Consider the following 20,009-nt stretch of genomic DNA (forward strand, 5'->3'; position numbering starts at 1 on the left):
GAAGGATGTAGCCCTGTCATTATGCGTGGTTCCTAAGGAGGGCTTGTGGAACAGCCAAATCCTTTGCGAGCAGGCTTACGAATTGCTCGCACCCCTGAAGCATGTACTGTGGTGATTTTCGGCGCGACCGGAGATCTCACTGCCCGTAAATTATTGCCTGCACTCTACAACCTCGCCCGTGAAGGCATGGTTCCGGCAGGCTTTTCGTTACTTGGCGTTGGCCGCCGCCCATGGAGCGACGATGATTTTCGCGCTGAAATGCGCAAAAGCGCCGAGCAATTCTCGCGAGTTCAGCCAATTAATGAAGAAGTTTGGCAAACATTTGCCGAAGGTTTGTTCTGGGTTGGCGGCGAATTTGGCGATCTCAACACCTACGAGCAAATTGCCAGCCGCCTCGAACACATCGATCAGCAACGTGGCACCGCTGGCAATCGTTTATTTTACTTGGCGATTCCGCCATCGTGGTTTGATGATGCGATTAGCAATTTGCAAAAGGTCAATCTGACCAACCAAAGCCATGGCTGGTCGCGAATTATCGTTGAAAAGCCCTTTGGCCATGATCTCAGATCGGCCCAAGAACTCAACGATCTGGTCAGTCGTGCTTTTGATGAAAGCCAAGTCTATCGGATCGACCATTATCTGGGCAAAGAAACTGTCCAAAACCTGTTGGTGGCGCGTTTTGCCAACGCCATTTTCGAGCCAATCTGGAACCGCAACTACATTGACCATGTGCAAATTACGGTTGCCGAAAGCCTTGGCATTGGCAGTCGAGCAGGGTTTTATGAGGAAGCTGGGGCATTGCGCGATATGATCACCAATCATATGATGCAATTGCTGACCTTGACCGCCATGGAACCGCCGGTTGAATTCAATGAGCACGAAGTGCGCAGCGAAAAAGTCAAGGTGCTACATGCGATTCGCCCGATGAGTGCCAATGATGTTGATCGCAATGCGCTGCGTGCTCAATACGATCATGGTACAATCAATGGCGATGAAGTGCCCAGTTACTTGGCAGAGAAAGGGGTCAACCCAACCTCACGCACACCCACATTCGTTGCACTCAAATTCGAGATCGACAATTGGCGCTGGGCGGGCGTACCATTCTACTTGCGCACTGGCAAACGGCTGGCAAAACGAGTCACCGAAATTGCGATTCAATTCAAAAAACCGCCGTTGCTGCTCTTCCCCGAAATTCGCGATGAAATTGAATCGAACGTTTTAGCCCTGCGCATTCAGCCCAACGAAGGCATCACCCTCAAATTTAGCGCCAAACAACCAGGCCAGCGCATGATTATCCATCCGGTTAATATGGATTTTCGCTATGGCTCGTCGTTTGGGGTAGCTGCGCCCGAAGCCTACGAACGCTTGTTGCTCGATGCAATGCTCGGCGACGCAACCCTGTTTACCCGCCGCGATGAGGTCGAAGCCCAATGGGCCTTGATGACTCCCATCCTTGAGCGCTGGGAAAACGACGGCGTTGAGCACTTGCCACGCTACGAAGCTGGCACATGGGGTCCAGAGGAATCTGATCAATTTATGCAACGTGATGGCCGTGAGTGGCGCAAATTGTAGGAGGTGGCAACCATGATGGGCGAAATTTCCAATAGCCCACGTCCAGCCAATGTTGCTGAGATTGAAGATCAACTGCGCGATTTGTGGCGTGAATTGGGCGAGCAGCATCGCGATGAAAATTATGTGATGACCCGCGTTTGTACCATGACCGTGATTGGCTATGGGGCAAATCAAACCCTTGCCAAACGAGTACGCACCGCCTTGCCGCAAGTATTCGGTGTGCATCCATGTCGTGCAATTTTGATCGAAACCGGCAACGAGGCCGAAGAACTCAGCGCATGGGTCAGCACCGTTTGTCAGCCAAGCAGCGAAGAGCACGAGCAAGTCTGTTGCGAACAAATTACCTTCTGTGTTGGTGAGCAAATGCGGCGACGTTTGCCTGGCACAGTTCTACCCTTGGTCGTTTCCGATTTGCCCTTGTTTGTCTGGTGGCCTGGCCCGTTGCACCCTGCCAGCAATGTGCGTACCCAATTGTTTGCCCATGCCGATCGCTGGATTATGGATTCGGCAGATTTTCTCGACCCACTGCCCGATCTGGCACGTTTGCACAAGATGGTCATGAGCGACCAAACTGATGCCGTCAGCGATTTGACCTGGGCACGTTTAACTCCGTGGCGCACGGCGTTTGCCCAAATTTTCGATGCAATGGCCATGCGTCCAGTGCTCGAAAACCTTAGCAGCATCAAGGTGACCACCGGCCGACATCAAGCAGCAGGCTTGCTAAGCATCGGCTGGATGGCAACCTGCCTTGATTGGCAGTTGATCAGCGCAAGCGGCAATAGTGAAACTTTGCTTTGCAATTTCAAACATCGCCATGGCACGGTTACGATCAGCATGCAAACCAGTGATCGAGCTGGCGAGGAAGTGCCATTTATCGAAGTACAGGCTGCCAAACATAAAGCTAGTATCACCGTGGGCCGCAGCAGCAACAAACAAGCTTTGCTAGCCAATGTGCATCTTGATGGCGAAACCCGTTGTCAGATGAGCGAACTGCCAAGACCCAGCGATAGCCTGTTGCTCTTGAATGAACTCAATATGTATAGTCATGATCGAATTTATGAACGGGCTTTAGCGATTGTCGCCGCAATTGCTCAAGCAACCGATCCCCATGGAGCACATGTATGACGCTTCAGATTGCCCCAAGCCGCGAGGAACTGATGATCCTTGCGGCTGATCGGCTGGTAGCCGAGGCTCAAACCGCCATCGCTCAACGTGGCCGCTGGACAATCGCGCTTTCGGGTGGCTCCACTCCCAAAGCGTTGTTTGAATTATTAGCCAGCCCACGCTACATTAATCAGATTCTTTGGGGGCGCTGTTTTTTATTTTGGGGCGATGAGCGCTGCGTCGGGCCTGACGATGCTCAAAGCAACTATCGCATGACCAAAATCGCCTTGATCGATCATATTCCGATTCCGGTGGGCAATGTATTGCGGATTCGCGGTGAGCTAGCGCCGGAAAGTGCTGCCAGCCTATATGCTCATGAAATCAAGCGTATTTTTGGGTTAACTGAAGGCCAATTTCCCCAATTCGACACCATGCTGCTTGGTTTAGGCAACGATGGACATACCGCATCGCTCTTTCCAGCAAGCGATATTTTGGGTCGCAACGATGTGTTGGTGGCCGAAACATGGGTCGCCAAACTCAAACAATATCGCATCTCACTGACTGCGCCCGTGATCAACAACGCCCATAGCAAAATATTTTTGGCGGCGGGTGAGGATAAAGCCGGAGTCATTCGCGAACTGATCGAACAAACTGGAGCTTATCAAAGTTATCCCGCCAGCTTGATCAACAACGCCGAATGGCTGCTCGACCAAGCAGCGGCTAGCCAACTGCAACATTAACGAATCGTTAACAGATTTTCGTGGCACAATACTAGGCATGCACCATAGCATCGAAAGGAATGTTCATGACTGACCATCGACCAACCATTATGCTTGTGCATGCCCACCCTGATGATGAAGTGATTTCAACAGGCGGCATTGCGCTGAAGTATCACGAGCAAGGAGCACGGGTTGTTTTAGTGACGTGTACCCGTGGCGAAGAAGGCGAAATTGTTGATGCTGAATTGAATACGCCTGAGAATAAAGCGCGATTGGCCGAAATTCGCGACATAGAGCTAGCACGAGCGATTGCGCTACTCAATATCACTGATTTTCATCAGTTGGCCTACCGCGATTCAGGTATGATCAACACGCCACCCAACGAGCATCCAGAATCGTTCAACAAGGCCGATTTACAAGCTGCCACGGCGCGGTTGGTAGCCTTGGTACGCCAATATCAACCAGATGTGTTGATCAGTTACGATGAAAATGGCAGTTATGGGCATCCCGACCACATTATGGCCCATAAAATCACGGTTGCAGCTTTTCATGCTGCTGGCGACCCCAGCCAATTTCCTGAGGCTGGGCCAGTGTGGGAACCGAAAAAACTCTATTACACCGCCTATCGCCGCTCGATTTGGCGCAAAGCTTGGGAATATATGCAAGCCCGTGGCGAGAAAACCCCGCTTGATAATCCCGAAGCAGATCTTTCGCGGTATGTTGATGATCCTCGTACTACGACTGCAATTGAAATTGGCCAATATTTACCAATCAAATTACAATCGTTGCTAGAACATCGCACCCAAATTGGGCCAACATGGGGCTTTTTGAGCTTGCCAGAGGAGTTACGTGGCGAGTTACTGAGCCATGAACATTTTGCCCTGATCGAATCGCGGGTAAGTTTGCCTGAACACGAAGACTTTGAAACCGATCTGTTGCTTGGAATTAGATAATTCCCTTATCCTCCAGAAAGCTGATCTTTCAAGGATTGATTTTAACAATCATCGTTGATCATCACCCTTCCGTCCCGCCTCGAGGCGGGAAACGCAGGGGGCTTTAACCCCCTGCTCCCCCTCAAGCACAATTTGTGGCAATCCAGCATCCAAGCATAAACTAGGATAGTATTTGGTTCCGAATAGAACCTGCCCCTTGAACGTAGATCCCTCAGCCAGAATATGAAAGATAGGTTGGGGCGAGGGAACTCAGTAGCTTGCCCAACGCTCTTTGGGCCAATAAGTAAACCACGCCTTGCCAATGACATATTCGAGCGGCAATGGCCCCCAACGCCGTGAATCGCTGCTAAATGGTCGATTATCGCCCATCACAAATAAATGACCCTCGGGCACAACCAACTCACAGTGTGTATCACAAAGCGTATCAACCTCGCCAATATAATCCTCGGTTAATTGCTGCTCGTTGACCCAAACCTTGCCCTCGCGAATTTTGATTGTATCGCCGCCAACCCCAATTACCCGCTTGATGTAATCTTTATCGGGCAAATCATGGGCGGCTGGTGGAGCCAAAAACACAATAATATCGCCACGTTCAGGAGGATGCAGCAAATACAGGAATTTTTTGGGCAACTCAGCTTGGCTAGGCCACAAACGTAGCGGAGCATTCAAATCGAGATGGGCATAAATTGCTTTGTTGACCAAGACATATTGCTTGGTTTGCATGGTTGGCTCCATGCTTGTGCCTTCGATTTGAAAATTCTGAATCAAGCTACGCAAGATCAAAAAGCTCAAAATCAAGCTGGCCACCATGTGCCACGAACGGCGTAAGCGTGGCCGTTGAGGCACTGGAGTTGGGACAGGCGGTGCAGGCAACGGCACTTGCGATTGCTCCAACCAAGCAATTTCTTCGGCACTTGGCGCAGTAACTGGCAGCGGTTGAGTCTGATCAAGCGCCAAGCGGGTGGTTTTTACCTCGGATTGTTCGAAATCGTTCATTGGCCCGTTGGTGCTGCATAACTGGGCGTTTGCACAACACCCCAATCTTCTTTGGGCCAATACGAAAGCCAAGCTTTGCCAATCACGTTATCTAAGGGCAATGGCCCCCATTCGCGTGAGTCGCTGCTGTTATTGCGATTATCGCCCATCACAAAAACATGGCCAGCTGGAATATCAACGCTACAGGTCGAGGCATAACCTTTACAACTGGTTTGGGTACCAGCATCAAGATATTCCGATTCATCGAGCAGTTGGTCGTTGACATAGACTTGACCATCAAGCAAGGTAACTTTATCGCCCTCGATCCCAATCACCCGTTTAATATAATCTTTGTTAGGTTCATCGTGGGCCGATTCTGGAGCCAAAAACACCACAATATCGCCTTGCTGCGGCTTGCGGAAGGGATAAACCACATTTTGCTCAAGATCACCACGACCTGGTAATAGCCGTAACGGCGCATTTAGGTCAAAGTGCATATATAAAGCTTTATTAACCAAAATATACTGCTGATCGTGCATGGTTGGGAACATACTCGAACCCTCGATGCGAAAATTCTGCAACAAGCCACGCACAATAAAAAAGACCAAAAGCACAAAAACGACCGTCTCGATAATCTCTTTGACGACCGACCAGCCGCGACGTTGGGGAACGGTTTCGGCAGCCGCTTCCTCTAAATCCAGCGGTTCTTCTGGTGGTGGGGCTGGCTCAAGCCTGGTTGGTTTTAATGGATTTGGATCATGTTGAGCAGCTTGTTCAAGCCGATCCCGTAGCGGTGTTGAACTCATTGAATTATCCTTACACCCTGAATTATGTCGCTGCGCGGCATTATAGCATACCAACTTTGGCCAAACCTGCCCTAGAAGTCTTGATTTTAATTGACCAAACTGGGGATTGATGATCTAGTATGCCGCGAAGCCTAATTGCTGTCAATTTAAAGCAAAGCCCATACCGTCAATCAGTCCATGTTAACGATTCCAAGCCGTTTACAGCTGATAGGCAACTGATCAACGGCTGATACCCACCAATGGTTCCTGCGGCATAGCTTTCTCTCAGCATACCATAACCCAAATCTTTCCAAGCAGTTGTTAATCTAGTGCTAATCCTACACCCCAAGCCGCAAACTCCATCGTGAGATTGACATGGCTAGCCGCAAAAATGTGCTATCATCAAGGTTGGCACCACTTACGAGAACTCTGCTATGTCCCAACTACTCGACATTGAAACAACCCTCATCCGCGATGGTCGCCTCGCCTCGGCAGCATGTTTGGTGGTGGCGGTTTCAGGTGGCCCGGATTCATTAGCCTTGCTGCATCGGCTGACGGCCTTGGCCACCCCCTATGGCTGGCGTTTGCATGTGGCCCATCTTGATCATGGCTTGCGCGGCGAGCAATCAGCTGCTGAGGCCGCTTTTGTGGCCGAAATCGCCGCCGATTGGGGCTTAACTGCCACAATTGAGCTGCGCGATGTTGACCACGTTGCCAAACAATATCATGTGGGCTTGCCTGCTGCCGCCCGAGCGACGCGCTATCGTTTCTTGGCCGAGGTCGCTTTGCAACAACAAGCCGATGCGGTGGTGCTCGGCCATCAATCCGATGATCAAGCGGAAACGGTGTTGTTGCATGTGTTGCGGGGCACCGGCCCAAGTGGCTTGAGCGCCATGCGCCCACGCACCGAGTGGGTTGGCTGGCGAGTTACCGCTGGAATGCCGCATCAAGCAGTTGGTCCAGCCTTGATTCGGCCCATGCTCAATATTACCCGCGACGAAATTGAGGCCTATTGCGATGAACAGCAATTGGAGCCACGCCGCGACCCTACCAATAATTCGCTGGAATATACACGGGGCCGCATTCGCCACCAACTATTACCATTACTGGGCGAATACAATGCTAAAGTTGTTTCGGCCTTGGCGCGAACGGCGCGTTTGGCGGCAATTGAAACCGACTACATGCAAAGCGAGCTTGATCGTCAATGGCAACATTTAATTGAGTTTGAACCTGGGGCAATTACCTTTCATCGTGAGCAATGGAATCAGATGCATCCGGCTTTGCAGCGCCATGCAATTCGCCGCGCGGTTTATTTATTGCGGCCTGAGCGCGACGAATTAACATCCTCGCAGCTTGACCATGCGTTAAGTGCCATGAACAGCTTGCAACTGTTTTGCCAAATGCCGCATAATTTGGTCTTGCATCGCAAGCCACATGGCTGGACAATGACCGTAGCCACAACCATGCAGCCAACCAATGACGAACCGCAATTGAGCATCGATGAGTGGCCGCTTAATCAACAAGGCATGACTCCGCTGCCCGATGAACGTTGGCGGGTGATTATGGAGCTGATGCCCAGCCGCCCTGAATATAATCTTTCGCGCTGGCAAGGCTTGCTCGATGCCGATGCAATTCAGGGCAAATTGATGTTACGTCAACGTCGCCCAGGCGATCGCATGCGGCCAGCGGGAGGCATTGGCTCACGTCGCATCCAAGATATTATGGTTGATATGCGTTTGCCGCGCGAACTACGTGCCCAATGGCCATTATTCGTTGATGATCTTGGGATTCTTTGGATTCCTGGCTTGCTAATGGCCGAACATGCCCACCCAACGCCAGAAACAACCAACTTTTTGCTCATAACTTTGGAGGATACTCACGCCGATGCATCCTGATCTTGAGCGGGTATTAATCGATACCGCAACACTCCAAAACCGCGTCCAAGCGCTTGGCACAGCAATTGCCCAAGCCACGGTTAACGCACCCGAGTTAGTGTTAGTTGGCATCTTAAAAGGGTCGTTGATCTTTATGGCCGATCTGATGCGCTCGATCGGGCGCGAGGTTTGCTACGATTGCATTGCAGTTTCATCGTATGGAGCCAGCACCGAAAGCAGCGGCGTAGTTCGTTTAAACAAAGACCTCGACCTTGATATCGCTGGCAAGCATGTGATCATCGTCGAAGATATTATTGATAGTGGCCTGACATTAAAGTATGTACATGATCTACTGTTGCGGCGTAACCCAGCCGCTTTAGAGATTTGTGCCCTGCTGAATAAACCTGAACGGCGCAACGTCAATGTGCAGGTTGATTACCGTGGTTTCGACATTCCCAACGAATTTGTTGTGGGATACGGACTAGACTATGCTGAACGCTACCGCAATTTGCCCTATATTGGGGTGTTAAGCCCACGTGTTTATACACATTAACACTTTACTAATGGGCATTTCCCTTGCTAGGTAGGTAGCGCTTTGGTATAATTTTAGAAGGTCGCTGTACTCCGCATGGAGTGCAGCAAAATTTTATGAGCGTGTACGCACGTTCAGGAGATACTGCGATGGGTGAAAATCGCTTCTTACGCAACAGTTTTGTGTATTTGATCATCGTAGTGGCGGCGTTGGCGCTCTTCTATCAATACATCAATGGTAGTCCTGGCAATACCAGCGAAAAGAGCTACAGTGAAATTCTCGACTTAGCCCTCCAAGGTAAAATTGCCGAGATCGTCCAAACCGAAGGTCAAGTCGAGTTTCGGGCGACCACCAACGACACGCCACCCACCACCTATATTTCTCGCAAGAACAGCACGAGCGAAAGTATTGAAGAAATTCTTTCGCAAAAATCCCAAGATGCTAGCAAATTAGCCGAGCTTAAAGATCCTGAGAATAAGACGGCAATTGCAGCACCGTTGGAAAACGCTGCCAAAGTTAAGTTCAATCCTAAATCGGCTCCAGCTTGGGGCGGCATTTTAGGTGCAGCCTTGACCTTCTTGCTGCCCACCCTTTTGCTGATTGGCTTTTTCGTCTTTTTCATGCGCCAAGCCCAAGGCTCCAACAACCAAGCGATGTCGTTTGGTAAGAGCAAGGCCCGCATGTTCACTGGCGACAAACCATCGGTAACCTTCTCCGATGTTGCTGGCCAAGAAGAAGCCAAACAAGACTTAACCGAAGTGGTCGAGTTTCTTAAATTTCCTGAGAAATTTGCCCAACTTGGCGCACGCATTCCGCGTGGGGTTTTGATGGTTGGCCCTCCAGGTACTGGTAAAACTTTGCTCAGCCGTGCAGTTGCCGGCGAAGCAGGCGTACCATTCTTCTCAATCAGCGGTTCGGAATTTGTCGAAATGTTCGTTGGGGTTGGGGCAAGCCGCGTGCGCGATTTGTTTGAACAAGCCAAACGCAACGCTCCTTGTATCGTCTTTATCGACGAAGTTGATGCAGTTGGTCGCCAACGCGGTGCTGGCCTTGGTGGCTCGCACGATGAACGCGAACAAACGCTTAACCAAATCTTGGTTGAAATGGACGGCTTCGATAGCAACACCAATGTGATTGTGATCGCCGCCACTAACCGCCCTGACGTGCTCGACCCAGCCTTGGTTCGCCCAGGCCGTTTCGACCGCCAAGTGGTGCTCGATGCTCCCGATATGCGTGGACGGGTTGAAGTGCTCAAGGTTCATACCAAGGGCAAGCCACTCTCCGAAGATGTTAATTTGGAAGCAATTGCCAAATTAACGCCTGGTTCATCGGGTGCTGACCTCGCCAACATCGTCAACGAAGCTGCTATCTTGGCTGCACGGCGCTCGAAAAAACGCATCGCCATGCAAGAAATGCAAGATGCCACCGAACGAATTATGCTTGGCGGCCCAGAACGACGCTCACGGGTGATGACTCCCAAACAAAAAGAGTTGACCGCCTTCCACGAAGCTGGTCACGCAATTGTTGCGAAAGCGATGCCTGGTGCAAACCCTGTGCATAAAGTGACGATTATTCCTCGTGGGATGGCTGGTGGCTACACCTTGATGATTCCCGATGAAGATCAAAGCTATATGAGCGTCTCGCAGTTTGAAGCCCAAATTGCTGTAGCCCTTGGTGGCCGCGCCGCTGAAGAATTGGTGCTGAGTGACTTCACCACTGGCGCTTCGGGCGATATCCAGCAAGTGACGCGTATGGCTCGGGCGATGGTTACCCGCTATGGGATGAGTTCAGAGCTGGGGCCAATTGCCTTTGGCGAAAAAGAAGAGTTGATCTTCTTGGGTCGCGAAATCAGCGAACAACGCAACTATTCGGAAGAAACCTCACGCAAGATCGATTCGGAAGTGCGGCGCTTGGTCAGCGAAGGCCACGAACGTGCCCGCGCAATCTTGGAACGCAACCGTGAGGTGATGAACCGTATGGCCGAAGCCTTGATCGAGCATGAAAACCTCGATGGTGAGCCATTGCGCCAATTGCTCGACGAAGTAATTAAGTATAACTCCAATAATGGGGTTTATAACGACGCTTTGCCCAAGCAACGCATCTAAATCAAAGCGTAACGATTGATCGAAGAATTGGCGCAGGCAGTGATGCTTGCGCCAATTTTTTGCCAAGCTTCTCAAGCATACGCTATAATGGTCAACAAAAACTCATGATTGAGCGGCACACTGGGGTGTGCACAATTGTTAACCGTAGGAGTTATCCGATGTCAGGGCATACAAAATGGCATGAAATTCGCCGCAAAAAAGGGGTTCTTGATCAACGCCGAGGCCAACGCTGGACGAAAATCGCTCGTGATATTACGATCGCCGCCCGCGAAGGTGGTGGCAGCCCCGACATGAACTTCCGGCTGCGCTTGGCGATTGAAAAAGCCAAAGCCGATAATATGCCATCGGATAATATTCAACGAGCAATTGATCGCGGCACTGGCGTAAGCGGTGAAGCAGCGCTCGAAGAAGTTACCTACGAAGGCTATGGCCCAGGCGGAATTGCAGTGATCGTCGATGCTGCCACCGACAATCGCAACCGCACCGTTTCCGAAATTCGCACCGCCTTTAACAAAAATGGTGGAACGCTCGGCGAAGGCGGTTCAGTCGGTTGGATGTTTGACATCAAAGGTTTGATCAGTATTGATCGAACTGAAAAAACCGACCCCGATGAAGTGACCTTGCTGGCGATCGATGCTGATGCTGATGATGTGATTGTCAACGACGATGCAATTATTGTTTACACCGAGTTTAGTAAATTGGCGGCGGTGCGCGATGCGCTCAATGAACAAGGCCTGAAAATCAGCACGGCGGAAAAAACCATGCTGGCCAAGACAATCATGGAAGCTGACGAAGCGACGACCTTCCAGATTTTGCGGCTAATGGAGCGGCTCGAAGATCTCGATGATGTGCAAAAAGTCTATAGCAACCTTGAAGTATCCGATGAACTAGCCGAAAAATATGCCGAACAAGGCTAGTTAATTGGCTGCATGCAGCCAGAACCAGCACGGTTTTAACTGTGCTGGTTTTGTTTAAGTTTGTGTTATCCCCACCAAATCCAAGCCAAATAGTAAAACAGAATAAGGCGATTCTGGTATAATCAGGGACGATTATCCAAACCCTTGCAGTACAGAAGTCCTATGGACAACCTACGCTATGCCTCAACTTCATGCCAAGAAAGCAGGGTATGAAGCTAGATCTACAGGTTAAACACCATGATATACAGCGCAATTGCAGCAAGGGGCGCACACTCCCGCCCCATCCAGCACTATCCAGCACTATCCGCTAGCTCACGAGGAGACGCACGATGACCAATTTTGAGTTCTGGCAAAAAGTTAAGGAAATGGGTCAGATCACGTATGACTGGTGGTATCCTACGATTGCGCTTCCGGCTTTAATTTGGGCAGTTTCGGTTCTCTTCTTGGCAATCTTTGCCGCACGTAAAATTAAAAAAGTGCATAATCGCTTTTTAACCCTCTTTTTATCGACCATTCCAGTATTGTTGATCTTCCCATCGGCCTATATTACCCAAGCTCTTGGCAGTGCGCTGAATCGGGTTGGTTATACGTTGCCTGAGAATGTCAACGATTTTGCCAGCAACGATGCACTCGTGCTCGGCAATTATCTGAATGCCTTTGGCTTATGGGGAGTATTGGGCATCACCTTCACCTTACCGTTGATTCTGAGCAGCCTCTCACGCAGCGAAGTGCCAGTGATCAGCCCAGCCATTCGCAATGCCACCAAAACCATCACCAATATTGCTACCCGCGCTTTTGGCCGACGTGGCGGAGCTGGCGGTGGTGGGCGGATTAATGCACCCTATGGCTCGATCACAATCAACAATGGCTCGCGTAAAGGCTCAATCGAAGCCTTACGACCCGATTTTACAATTGGCGGCAAGGGTGATATCCAAGTTAGTGATGTAATTGTTTCACGGACCCATGCCAAATTTGTGTTGGAAGATAATCAAATTGCCGTGATTGACCTTGGTAGCACCAACGGCACTTTCTTGGTGCGCGATGGTCAAGGCTTTATGCTCGATAGTCAGCCTGTGCCGCTTGAACATGGCGATATGCTCTATCTCGGCGACCCCAACCAAGACAATGCAGTAGAAATGGTATTTGAGTTTAATACAGGAGCATAACCTCATGAAAACGTGGATTTTGCGTTGTAGCCTTGCGTTGCTGCTGCTCTCGCCAGTTTTGACCTATGCTCAAGCAGCCTATGAAGTTAAACTCACCGATGCTCAATTACTGCAAGATCGGGTGGTCAACTTCAAGATGCGGGTGACTGATACGACCACTGGTCAGGATGTACCACCTTTGGAACCTGGCGATATTGCAATTTATCAAGATGGTCAATTGCTAACAGATTCTCAATTGGTGATGCATGCCATCACCACTGATGCGACCCACCCAACCAGCCACACGATTCCCTTTGATAGCCAAAATGTTTTACGCGCTTCGGGGGCAACGATTGGCTTGGTGACTGATTTAAGTGTTGCGCTCGGCGATCCGTTTATCGGCGAAGTTCGCACTGCTGCTGAAAGCTGGATCAACCTTGGTAACGCGGTTTCACCCAACGATCCAGAATCGATTGGTTTGTTTATTCCGCGCTCATCAAATAGCCAATCAACCCGTCCAGCCGCTGCACCCGAGTTTGATCGCGACCACAATAAAATTATTGGGGTTTTGCGCACTGAGCCACCACGCGATGGTGCAACCAATTTGTATGGGGCAGTCTTAGAGGCCGTTACTGCTACCGCAGCCGAAGCCAAAAAACGCGGCACTGATAGCTATGTAGTGGTATTTGGCGATGGCTCGGTTACCCCCGATAGCGCTGGTTTGTTCAGCCAAATCGTCGATCTTGCCAATAAAAACAACACGATTATTATTGCCGTTGGGATTGGCAAGACTGAAAATTTGGATAAAGCTAGCAATCAACTGCCTAATTTAGCCAGCAGCACCAACGGGCGCTACGTTGCTGGAGGCCCAGAAGAGCGGCCAAGCAAAATGGAGCAAGCCTATAAAGCCTTGGTTAAGCCCGTTAACCGCACTGGCTACGATCTGGCATTTGCCCATACAGCACCGCGCGACGATAAACAACACACCTTCCAAGTTAAGGTGACGATTGCAGGCCAAACCTGGGAAAGCTCAACTTTGCCAATTCCAATTGGTGGGCTAGCCACCGAATCGGAGTTTACCTCGTTAAGCCAACTTCAAAAATATTATCTACTGCGTGGCGTGCCCGCCGCAATTATTTTGGCAGCAGTCACAACCGCTTTAGCAACCGCCACCCGCCGTCGCCCAACTCGGATTGATCCAGGGGCTGGCAAGTAGGCTATCGGAGGAGCGACTATGCATCTTGTTGCAGGTCAACAATATGGGCGCTATGAAATTGTTGATGATCGTTTGGCGGAGGGGCTTTCCGGCCCGGTCTATCATGCGATCATCAACCACGATGATGGGCATCGTGAAGAAGTGGCGCTCAAATTTCTGACGAACAAACTTCCTCAAGTTCGTCAGTATTTTATGAATGAGGAACGTTTGCTGAAGAAAGCCGAGCACCCCCATGTGATCGGCTTTGTGCACAGTAATGTCCGTGACGAGCCCTATACGCTAGCCACGACGTTTGTTTATGCCTACAGCAATAAAGAGTTATCGAAGCAAAAAAGCGAAACTATCGCGCTACAAATTGCCGAGCAAATTGGCAGCGCGTTGGATTATCTGCATATTGCCCACCCCGATAGCCCAGTTATTCATCGTGATGTAAAGCCCGATAACATTTTGGTTGATAAAGCCTCGCACGATGCGATTCTGATTGACCTCAGCGTGGCTTCACACGAACGCTTTGCCTTGGTCGATGAACGTGGTTTTGGTACACCACCGTATATGGCTCCTGAGCAATATACGGGGCATGAAGTGCCAGCAACCGACCAATATGCCTTGGCCTTGGTTGTCTACTACTTCCTAACTGGCGATACGATTCCAACGATCAAACCGCCCAAAATCAAGGGCATGGAATCGAATGATCCCCAAGTATATCAATCAGCTTTGGCGATCTGGAATACTGAATTTCGTCAGCAATTGGCGGCTCAGAACGAGCGGATTCGCAAAAACTTGGCCAAACATCCCACCGCAATCGAGGTTTTCTTAAAAGCGACTGCCTTCGAGCCAACCGAGCGGTATAGTTCATGTGCAGCCTTCAGTATGGCCATGCACGAAGCGTTGCGCAACGATGGAGCCGCATTTGCCGCTCCAAGCATGCCGATCAGCAATTCACGGCGCTCAACCATGATCAGTATTGGGGCAATTAGTGCTCTGGTTTTAATTGCAGTGCTCTTTTTATTGTTGGGTGGTGGCGATACGCCTGATCCAAATGGTAAAGCAACGCCAGAACAAGCGGCGATGCCTCCAACCTCAACCTTACCCGAAACCCCCACTACTGGTGGTATTCCAACGGTCACGATCGAGGCGGTTATTCCAACCTCAACCTTACCACCAATAGTTTCACCAACTGCTGGGGGTCGTGAGGTAACCCTAAGTCAAGGCTATATTTTACGGGCCCGACCTGGCGATGGTAGCGCGAATGCCCTTGGAAGTGGCCAAGCGCTTGAAGGCCAAAAGTTTCTTGTGCTTGATGAGAACCCCAGCACAATCAATGGTGATCAACGGAAATGGTTCAATGTACAACGTATCAACGGTGGAGAAATAGGATGGCTACCAGAAACAGTCTTACGCTAGGCCACCAAGGAGCATTGCAATGAGTCAAGCAGCAAATCTGCCTAACCTCGTGGTCTATGGTCAAAGCGATGTTGGGCGACAACGGAATAATAACGAAGATAATTTGGCATGGCGACATGCCGATGAACGCAGTTTTGGCACCAAATTGGTCAACGGGGTAACCGAACTTTTCGCCAAAATTCGCGGCGGTGGCGCAACTGGGTTTAGTGTCAAGATCGAGCATAAATTGCTGGCTAGCCATGGTCGGCTGTATGTTGTCGCCGATGGGGTCGGCGGTAACGACGATGGTGAGTTGGCTAGCCGCGCCGTTGTCGAATATACGACCAAGTTTTTCTATAATAGCGACCCCAAAAGCTACAAAAGCAAACAAGATCAACTAAATGCGGCAATTCAATATGCCACCAAAATGGTTTATAAAGAGGCTGGCAATACCAACCGCGCCTCAACCTTAGTGTTGGCATTGGTTTGGGATGAAGGCACACTTCGCAAGATTATTTTCTCGAATGTTGGCGATAGCAAAGGCTATTTGTTCCGCGCCAACAACACCGAATATGATCGTGCAGTCCAAACCAAAGATCATGTCAACGCCATGAACAAAAGCCTCTGGCAATCCATGGGCGACCCCGAGGTAACGCCTCACTTCAGCGATGAACTGGTTTTGGGCAAAGATGATGTGATTGTGTTGTGCTCAGACGGGCTTTCCGATGGGGTGCAGGCTGAAGAAATTGGCAAAATTGCCACCCGCAATGCTCCCCAAAATGCGACAACTGAGTTGATCAGCCTTGCTAATGAGCGCGGCGGCCACGATAACATCACCAATGTGGTGGTGCGTAACGGCCCTGCGCCAATTCAATGGGGAGCCTTAGGCGGGATTTTGGGAGTTGTGCTCTTGGTTGCGGCCCTCTTGGGTGGGATTGTGTTTATCGGTGGTGATGATGTCCCATCCGGTACCAGTGGACGCAACGCGATTAGCATTCCAACCAGACCAATCATTACAATGGTCGATGGTTCGTTTGCCACGGTGACCTTGCCTGCTGAGACCGCTACGGCTGAAGCGCTTTTAATTCAGCAAGCGACCGAAAATCCAGTGCCAACCGATACTTTAGTGCCGCAAGCGACCAGCGCACCTGGTACAAACCCAACTGCACGGCCAGCAGCAACAACAGCGCCAACCAATCGGCCAGCAGCGACAAACCCACCAGTGGTGCAGCCAACTACTCCACCAGTGGTAATCCAACCGACCAACCCACCAGCCCCAGGCGATCGCGATGGCGATGGCTTTACTGACGATGTTGATGGTTGTCCTGATGTGGCAGGCCCAAACAATGGTTGTCCAGCACCAGTTGAGCCAACTCAACCACCAGCCGTCGGCGATAGCGATGGCGATACGATTCCTGATGATCGTGATGCTTGTCCAAACGAGCCTGGCGATCCATCACGCAATGGTTGTCCAAAACCAGTTGAGCAGCCAACCGAGCGGCCAACCAATACGCCACGGCCAACCGAACAACCAACCACACCGCCAGATCCGCCAACCAATACACCACGGCCAACAGATCCGCCATTGCCAACACCAGTCCCACCACCATTACCATAGATCAGGTAGGAGTCGGTTATACCTAGTTAGCGCAATTGAAATTATAGGGATAGCACAATGCAGAAGTTTCAGCGTCTATCGTTAGTACTATTGTTCATCAGCCTAAGTCTCATGCTGCAACCAATCAGCCATGCCCAACAAGACCTTAAGTCGCCAGCTGCGCCAACAATTGACCAGCCGAATGCCCTCGCCGCCCCACCGGTGATTGGCTGGGATCAAATAGCTGCAACCGTAATTGAAGGCCAAGACCTTATTTTAGCGGTGCGCGTCAAAAGCATTGATCCAGGTGATTCGGTCGATATTGGGATTACCTATGAAGTTTATAATGGGACAGCCCAATCGCCCGCTGATTATAATCGAACCTTAACCTTGGTTAGTAATAATCAACCAATCAACGGTACGGTTGCAATGAGAGGGGCAGAACGAGTCCAATATATCAAAGTTGATACCAATATGGATGGCAACAACAACGAAGGGCTTGAAACGTTTTTTATTGATATCTCGGTAGCAGGAGCCCAAATTGACCCAAGCATGGGCAATCGGGTAACCGTTACAATTGCCAAGGACCAAAAGTTCTATCCGGCGTTCGCCGACTTCCAAGGGTGTAGCGATGTCGCCGAGCCAACCAACAACAATCCTAATAACGGAGCGCTTTTGGCAATTAATGGGGGGACATGCCAAAGCGATTTTGCCAATGAAATTCCAGGCGATTCCGATTATTATCTATTGAGCCAAGCGACCAATGGCTCGTTGCGGCTTTTATTGGCAAATGTAACGCCGAACCAGCATGACTTTAACCTCTATCTTTATCGTCAACGCACCGATGGATCGTTTGAGTTCTTGCAACAATCAACCAATCAAGCTCAAATTGCCGATTCAATTAGCTTCGCAGCAACGGCGAATACCGTCTATTTAGCACGGGTTTACTGGGTTATCAGCACCGGAACCGCTACCCCAGTTTATCAATTGAGTGCAACAGCCCAATAAGTGTATCACCAAGGAGAGTAGAGTTTATGAAGCATGCTAGCTCCACTGAGGAGCTAGCATGCCCCAACTAATTATCCAAAGGAGTGTTAGGATGCTGCGGTGGTCTCGTTTTATTCTTATGTTCTTGTTCATTCAACATATGCTCATCACAAGTAGTTTTGCTAGCCCTGAAGCCCCTCAAGCAATTACGGTCTCGTGGCAAACTACTAAGGTTTCAACCACTGAAGGTGTCAGTGTTTGGTTAGCGGTTGTGGTTAATGGAGCTGACCCATCTGCTAATGTTGATATTGACCTTAGATATAATACCCAAGGTGTTACAGCCGCTGCTGGATCAGATTACGCTGGCTCAATGGGTAATAATTTCAATATCAGTGGGCAAACTCGGGTTAGGTTAATCAGAATAGAAATTTATTACAATAACTATTACGAAAACCATGAAACATTTCTTGTACAACTCAATTCTCGCACGAGTGGGATTGATGTTGTAGGCGAGGCAAAAGCGGAAGTAACGATTTCGCGTAGTCGTCAATTTGGGGGCATGGTTGGCAATCTGCAATCATGTTTAAACTCAAGTGGCACAGCCAACGATCTACCCGTAACTGCTGGAATGATCAACCCCAATGGCGGTTGGTGTGATAACCATTTCATTAATGCACCAGCCCAAGCTTCCGATTATTATTACTTTATTGCGCCAAAAAACGGTCGGGTAGATATTGATCTGCTCAATACAACCCCTGATCAGCATGATTATAATCTGTATCTCTATGTGCATAATGGCGGTAACGACTACACCTTTATGCAACAATCGACAAATGCTGGTCAACAAGCTGAAGGAATATCGGCAAGCATCAGCGCTGGCGCACGCTATTTGATTCGGGTCTACTTTGTGAGCAAAACTGGTAACAAAGACCCCTACTATCGGCTAAAAGCTAACGTTCCTTAAGCAACCGCATGCCTCATATGAGAGTTGCTCGACTAGAGTTTAGATAGGTCATCTTAATTTTCAGTGTGTAGGACAGGAATTCGTATATGCGTCACTATTCTGCTAAACATATTGTTCGTTGTCTAGCTGTTTGTTGTTTCCTAAGTCTCTTGTTCCAAATTAACCCTCAAGCCAATGCCCAAACAATCGAAGTAACGCCACCACCGCCGCCACCACCAGTCACCCAACCAGAGCAGGCCCAACCAAATGTGCCTCAGGTAGGCACAATTCAGTGGGGCAGCACCTCAATTATCGCCTCCGAAAAACGTCTTTCGGTGTGGTTGCAAGTTAAATTCCTGGGCAATACGACCCTCAATTCATTTAGCTATCGAACAATTGAGGGCAGTGCTGGAGCTGGCACCGATTTTACAGCTCGTGATATCACGGTCAGCGTCCCTGCGAATCAAGGCTATACCTATATCCAAATTCCATTGATCAATAGTGCCTTAGTTGAAAGCAAAGAAACCTTTGTGGTTCAACTGTATGGTCTGACTGGTTTCACCCTTCAAGGAAGTGCCAACGCAACCGTTGATATTTATGAGCGGCTTTATGCGATGCCTCAGGTACGGGGCGTTAGCGCTCGTTGCGATACCGCCGAAGATCAAAACGATAATCCGCTAACGGCAGGCTTCTTAGGTGGAGCACTCAATAATGGGAGTGTTTGTTCGAGTAACTTCCTGAATGAAGTTCAAGGCGATTCAGATTACTACCGGATCTATGTTGATGGGTCGCCGGTCTATGAATATCTGTTTAACATTACTATGACCAATACGACCAATCCAGCTGCCCACAATATGGATATCTTCCTCTATGAATTGGTCAATGGCAATTATCAGACGATCACAAACTCGCTGCAACCAGGCCAAGAGCCAGATACAATTGCGGTTAGCTTAAAACAAGGGACAACCTACTTTTTACGGGTTTTGTGGGGGTCATCAAGCGCCTCAAGTGCCAAGCCCAGTTACAATATTTACACCTCAATTAGCAGCCCGCTTAACCCATAAATGGGCTAATGGCTAATTAAGGTGCTAGTGCTTGTCAAGGCTGCCGAATAGTGTGATAATGGGGCAGCAACGAAGTTGTCGAAAAATATTAATCTTTGGTACTGAAGAGAGCGGTCTTCCGCTGTTTTCGTTGTAGGA

At 49.7% G+C, this 20,009-nt stretch carries 17 protein-coding genes; 15 read left to right on the forward strand and 2 right to left on the reverse strand.

Features of this window, described 5'->3' with window-relative positions:
* The first annotated feature begins 45 nt into the window (after positions 1 to 45).
* The 4 genes from zwf to ABEB26_RS21220 all read left to right on the forward strand — a co-directional run bounded on the left by zwf (position 46) and on the right by ABEB26_RS21220 (position 4,348).
* A complete protein-coding gene (gene zwf / locus ABEB26_RS21205) occupies positions 46 to 1,572 on the forward strand; it encodes a glucose-6-phosphate dehydrogenase (protein ID WP_345724074.1) in 1,527 nt (508 codons plus the stop codon).
* Between the two features lie 12 nt (positions 1,573 to 1,584).
* Positions 1,585 to 2,697, forward strand: coding sequence for a glucose-6-phosphate dehydrogenase assembly protein OpcA (locus ABEB26_RS21210; protein ID WP_345724076.1), 1,113 nt, complete (start codon positions 1,585 to 1,587; stop codon positions 2,695 to 2,697).
* On the forward strand, positions 2,694 to 3,416 hold the full coding sequence (pgl, locus tag ABEB26_RS21215) for a 6-phosphogluconolactonase (RefSeq protein ID WP_345724077.1): 723 nt from the start codon (positions 2,694 to 2,696) through the stop codon (positions 3,414 to 3,416). Before ABEB26_RS21210 ends, pgl begins: the two co-directional genes overlap by 4 nt.
* A gap of 65 nt (positions 3,417 to 3,481) precedes the next feature.
* Positions 3,482 to 4,348, forward strand: a complete 867-nt coding sequence (locus ABEB26_RS21220; protein ID WP_345724078.1) for a PIG-L family deacetylase — start codon at positions 3,482 to 3,484, stop codon at positions 4,346 to 4,348.
* Between the two features lie 249 nt (positions 4,349 to 4,597).
* Here the strand turns inward: ABEB26_RS21220 and lepB (ABEB26_RS21225) are convergent, their stop codons facing one another.
* Positions 4,598 to 5,344: a signal peptidase I gene (gene lepB, locus ABEB26_RS21225; RefSeq protein ID WP_345724079.1), complete on the reverse strand. Its 747-nt coding sequence runs from the start codon at positions 5,342 to 5,344 to the stop codon at positions 4,598 to 4,600.
* Positions 5,341 to 6,129 carry a signal peptidase I gene (gene lepB, locus ABEB26_RS21230; RefSeq protein WP_012190563.1) on the reverse strand — a complete coding sequence of 263 codons (789 nt, stop codon included), beginning with the start codon at positions 6,127 to 6,129 and terminating at the stop codon, positions 5,341 to 5,343. Before lepB (ABEB26_RS21230) ends, lepB (ABEB26_RS21225) begins: the two co-directional genes overlap by 4 nt.
* A gap of 413 nt (positions 6,130 to 6,542) precedes the next feature.
* Here lepB (ABEB26_RS21230) and tilS point away from each other — a divergent pair, with 413 nt between their 5' ends.
* From tilS to ABEB26_RS21285, 11 genes are all read left to right on the forward strand, one after another.
* Positions 6,543 to 8,003 carry a tRNA lysidine(34) synthetase TilS gene (gene tilS, locus ABEB26_RS21235; RefSeq protein WP_345724080.1) on the forward strand — a complete coding sequence of 487 codons (1,461 nt, stop codon included), beginning with the start codon at positions 6,543 to 6,545 and terminating at the stop codon, positions 8,001 to 8,003.
* Positions 7,993 to 8,535, forward strand: a complete 543-nt coding sequence (gene hpt / locus ABEB26_RS21240; protein WP_345724081.1) for a hypoxanthine phosphoribosyltransferase — start codon at positions 7,993 to 7,995, stop codon at positions 8,533 to 8,535. The genes tilS and hpt overlap by 11 nt, the downstream gene beginning before the upstream one ends.
* A gap of 128 nt (positions 8,536 to 8,663) precedes the next feature.
* A complete protein-coding gene (ftsH, locus tag ABEB26_RS21245) occupies positions 8,664 to 10,619 on the forward strand; it encodes an ATP-dependent zinc metalloprotease FtsH (RefSeq protein WP_345724082.1) in 1,956 nt (651 codons plus the stop codon).
* 158 nt (positions 10,620 to 10,777) lie between these two features.
* Positions 10,778 to 11,536 carry a YebC/PmpR family DNA-binding transcriptional regulator gene (locus ABEB26_RS21250; protein ID WP_345724083.1) on the forward strand — a complete coding sequence of 253 codons (759 nt, stop codon included), beginning with the start codon at positions 10,778 to 10,780 and terminating at the stop codon, positions 11,534 to 11,536.
* Positions 11,537 to 11,865: 329 nt separating this feature from the next.
* A complete protein-coding gene (locus tag ABEB26_RS21255; RefSeq protein ID WP_345724084.1) occupies positions 11,866 to 12,702 on the forward strand; it encodes an FHA domain-containing protein in 837 nt (278 codons plus the stop codon).
* Positions 12,703 to 12,706: 4 nt separating this feature from the next.
* On the forward strand, positions 12,707 to 13,897 hold the full coding sequence (locus ABEB26_RS21260; protein WP_345724085.1) for a vWA domain-containing protein: 1,191 nt from the start codon (positions 12,707 to 12,709) through the stop codon (positions 13,895 to 13,897).
* Between the two features lie 18 nt (positions 13,898 to 13,915).
* On the forward strand, positions 13,916 to 15,301 hold the full coding sequence (locus tag ABEB26_RS21265; protein WP_345724086.1) for a serine/threonine protein kinase: 1,386 nt from the start codon (positions 13,916 to 13,918) through the stop codon (positions 15,299 to 15,301).
* Positions 15,302 to 15,320: 19 nt separating this feature from the next.
* The gene (locus ABEB26_RS21270) at positions 15,321 to 16,898 is read left to right on the forward strand and encodes a PP2C family protein-serine/threonine phosphatase (RefSeq protein ID WP_345724087.1); all 1,578 of its coding nucleotides are present in this window, start codon (positions 15,321 to 15,323) and stop codon (positions 16,896 to 16,898) included.
* Positions 16,899 to 16,955: 57 nt separating this feature from the next.
* Positions 16,956 to 17,885: a hypothetical protein gene (locus tag ABEB26_RS21275; protein WP_345724088.1), complete on the forward strand. Its 930-nt coding sequence runs from the start codon at positions 16,956 to 16,958 to the stop codon at positions 17,883 to 17,885.
* Positions 17,886 to 17,976: 91 nt separating this feature from the next.
* Positions 17,977 to 18,828, forward strand: a complete 852-nt coding sequence (locus ABEB26_RS21280; protein ID WP_345724089.1) for a Calx-beta domain-containing protein — start codon at positions 17,977 to 17,979, stop codon at positions 18,826 to 18,828.
* A gap of 86 nt (positions 18,829 to 18,914) precedes the next feature.
* On the forward strand, positions 18,915 to 19,871 hold the full coding sequence (locus ABEB26_RS21285) for a Calx-beta domain-containing protein (RefSeq protein ID WP_345724090.1): 957 nt from the start codon (positions 18,915 to 18,917) through the stop codon (positions 19,869 to 19,871).
* Positions 19,872 to 20,009 lie beyond the last annotated feature (138 nt).

Source organism: Herpetosiphon gulosus (assembly GCF_039545135.1).
GTDB classification, from domain to species: domain Bacteria; phylum Chloroflexota; class Chloroflexia; order Chloroflexales; family Herpetosiphonaceae; genus Herpetosiphon; species Herpetosiphon gulosus.

Bases quoted from the DNA above. Each gene is read 5' to 3' on its own strand.
- ABEB26_RS21210 (WP_345724076.1), top strand. From the start codon at position 1,585: ATGATGGGCGAAATTTCCAATAGCCCACGTCCAGCCAATGTTGCTGAG.
- pgl (WP_345724077.1), top strand. From the start codon at position 2,694: ATGACGCTTCAGATTGCCCCAAGCCGCGAGGAACTGATGATCCTTGCG.
- ABEB26_RS21220 (WP_345724078.1), top strand. From the start codon at position 3,482: ATGACTGACCATCGACCAACCATTATGCTTGTGCATGCCCACCCTGAT.
- lepB (WP_345724079.1), bottom strand. From the start codon at position 5,344: ATGAACGATTTCGAACAATCCGAGGTAAAAACCACCCGCTTGGCGCTT.
- ABEB26_RS21255 (WP_345724084.1), top strand. From the start codon at position 11,866: ATGACCAATTTTGAGTTCTGGCAAAAAGTTAAGGAAATGGGTCAGATC.
- ABEB26_RS21250 (WP_345724083.1), top strand. From the start codon at position 10,778: ATGTCAGGGCATACAAAATGGCATGAAATTCGCCGCAAAAAAGGGGTT.
- ABEB26_RS21280 (WP_345724089.1), top strand. From the start codon at position 17,977: ATGCTGCGGTGGTCTCGTTTTATTCTTATGTTCTTGTTCATTCAACAT.
- hpt (WP_345724081.1), top strand. From the start codon at position 7,993: ATGCATCCTGATCTTGAGCGGGTATTAATCGATACCGCAACACTCCAA.
- ABEB26_RS21275 (WP_345724088.1), top strand. From the start codon at position 16,956: ATGCAGAAGTTTCAGCGTCTATCGTTAGTACTATTGTTCATCAGCCTA.
- ABEB26_RS21260 (WP_345724085.1), top strand. From the start codon at position 12,707: ATGAAAACGTGGATTTTGCGTTGTAGCCTTGCGTTGCTGCTGCTCTCG.
- ABEB26_RS21285 (WP_345724090.1), top strand. From the start codon at position 18,915: ATGCGTCACTATTCTGCTAAACATATTGTTCGTTGTCTAGCTGTTTGT.
- lepB (WP_012190563.1), bottom strand. From the start codon at position 6,129: ATGAGTTCAACACCGCTACGGGATCGGCTTGAACAAGCTGCTCAACAT.
- ABEB26_RS21265 (WP_345724086.1), top strand. From the start codon at position 13,916: ATGCATCTTGTTGCAGGTCAACAATATGGGCGCTATGAAATTGTTGAT.
- tilS (WP_345724080.1), top strand. From the start codon at position 6,543: ATGTCCCAACTACTCGACATTGAAACAACCCTCATCCGCGATGGTCGC.
- ABEB26_RS21270 (WP_345724087.1), top strand. From the start codon at position 15,321: ATGAGTCAAGCAGCAAATCTGCCTAACCTCGTGGTCTATGGTCAAAGC.
- ftsH (WP_345724082.1), top strand. From the start codon at position 8,664: ATGGGTGAAAATCGCTTCTTACGCAACAGTTTTGTGTATTTGATCATC.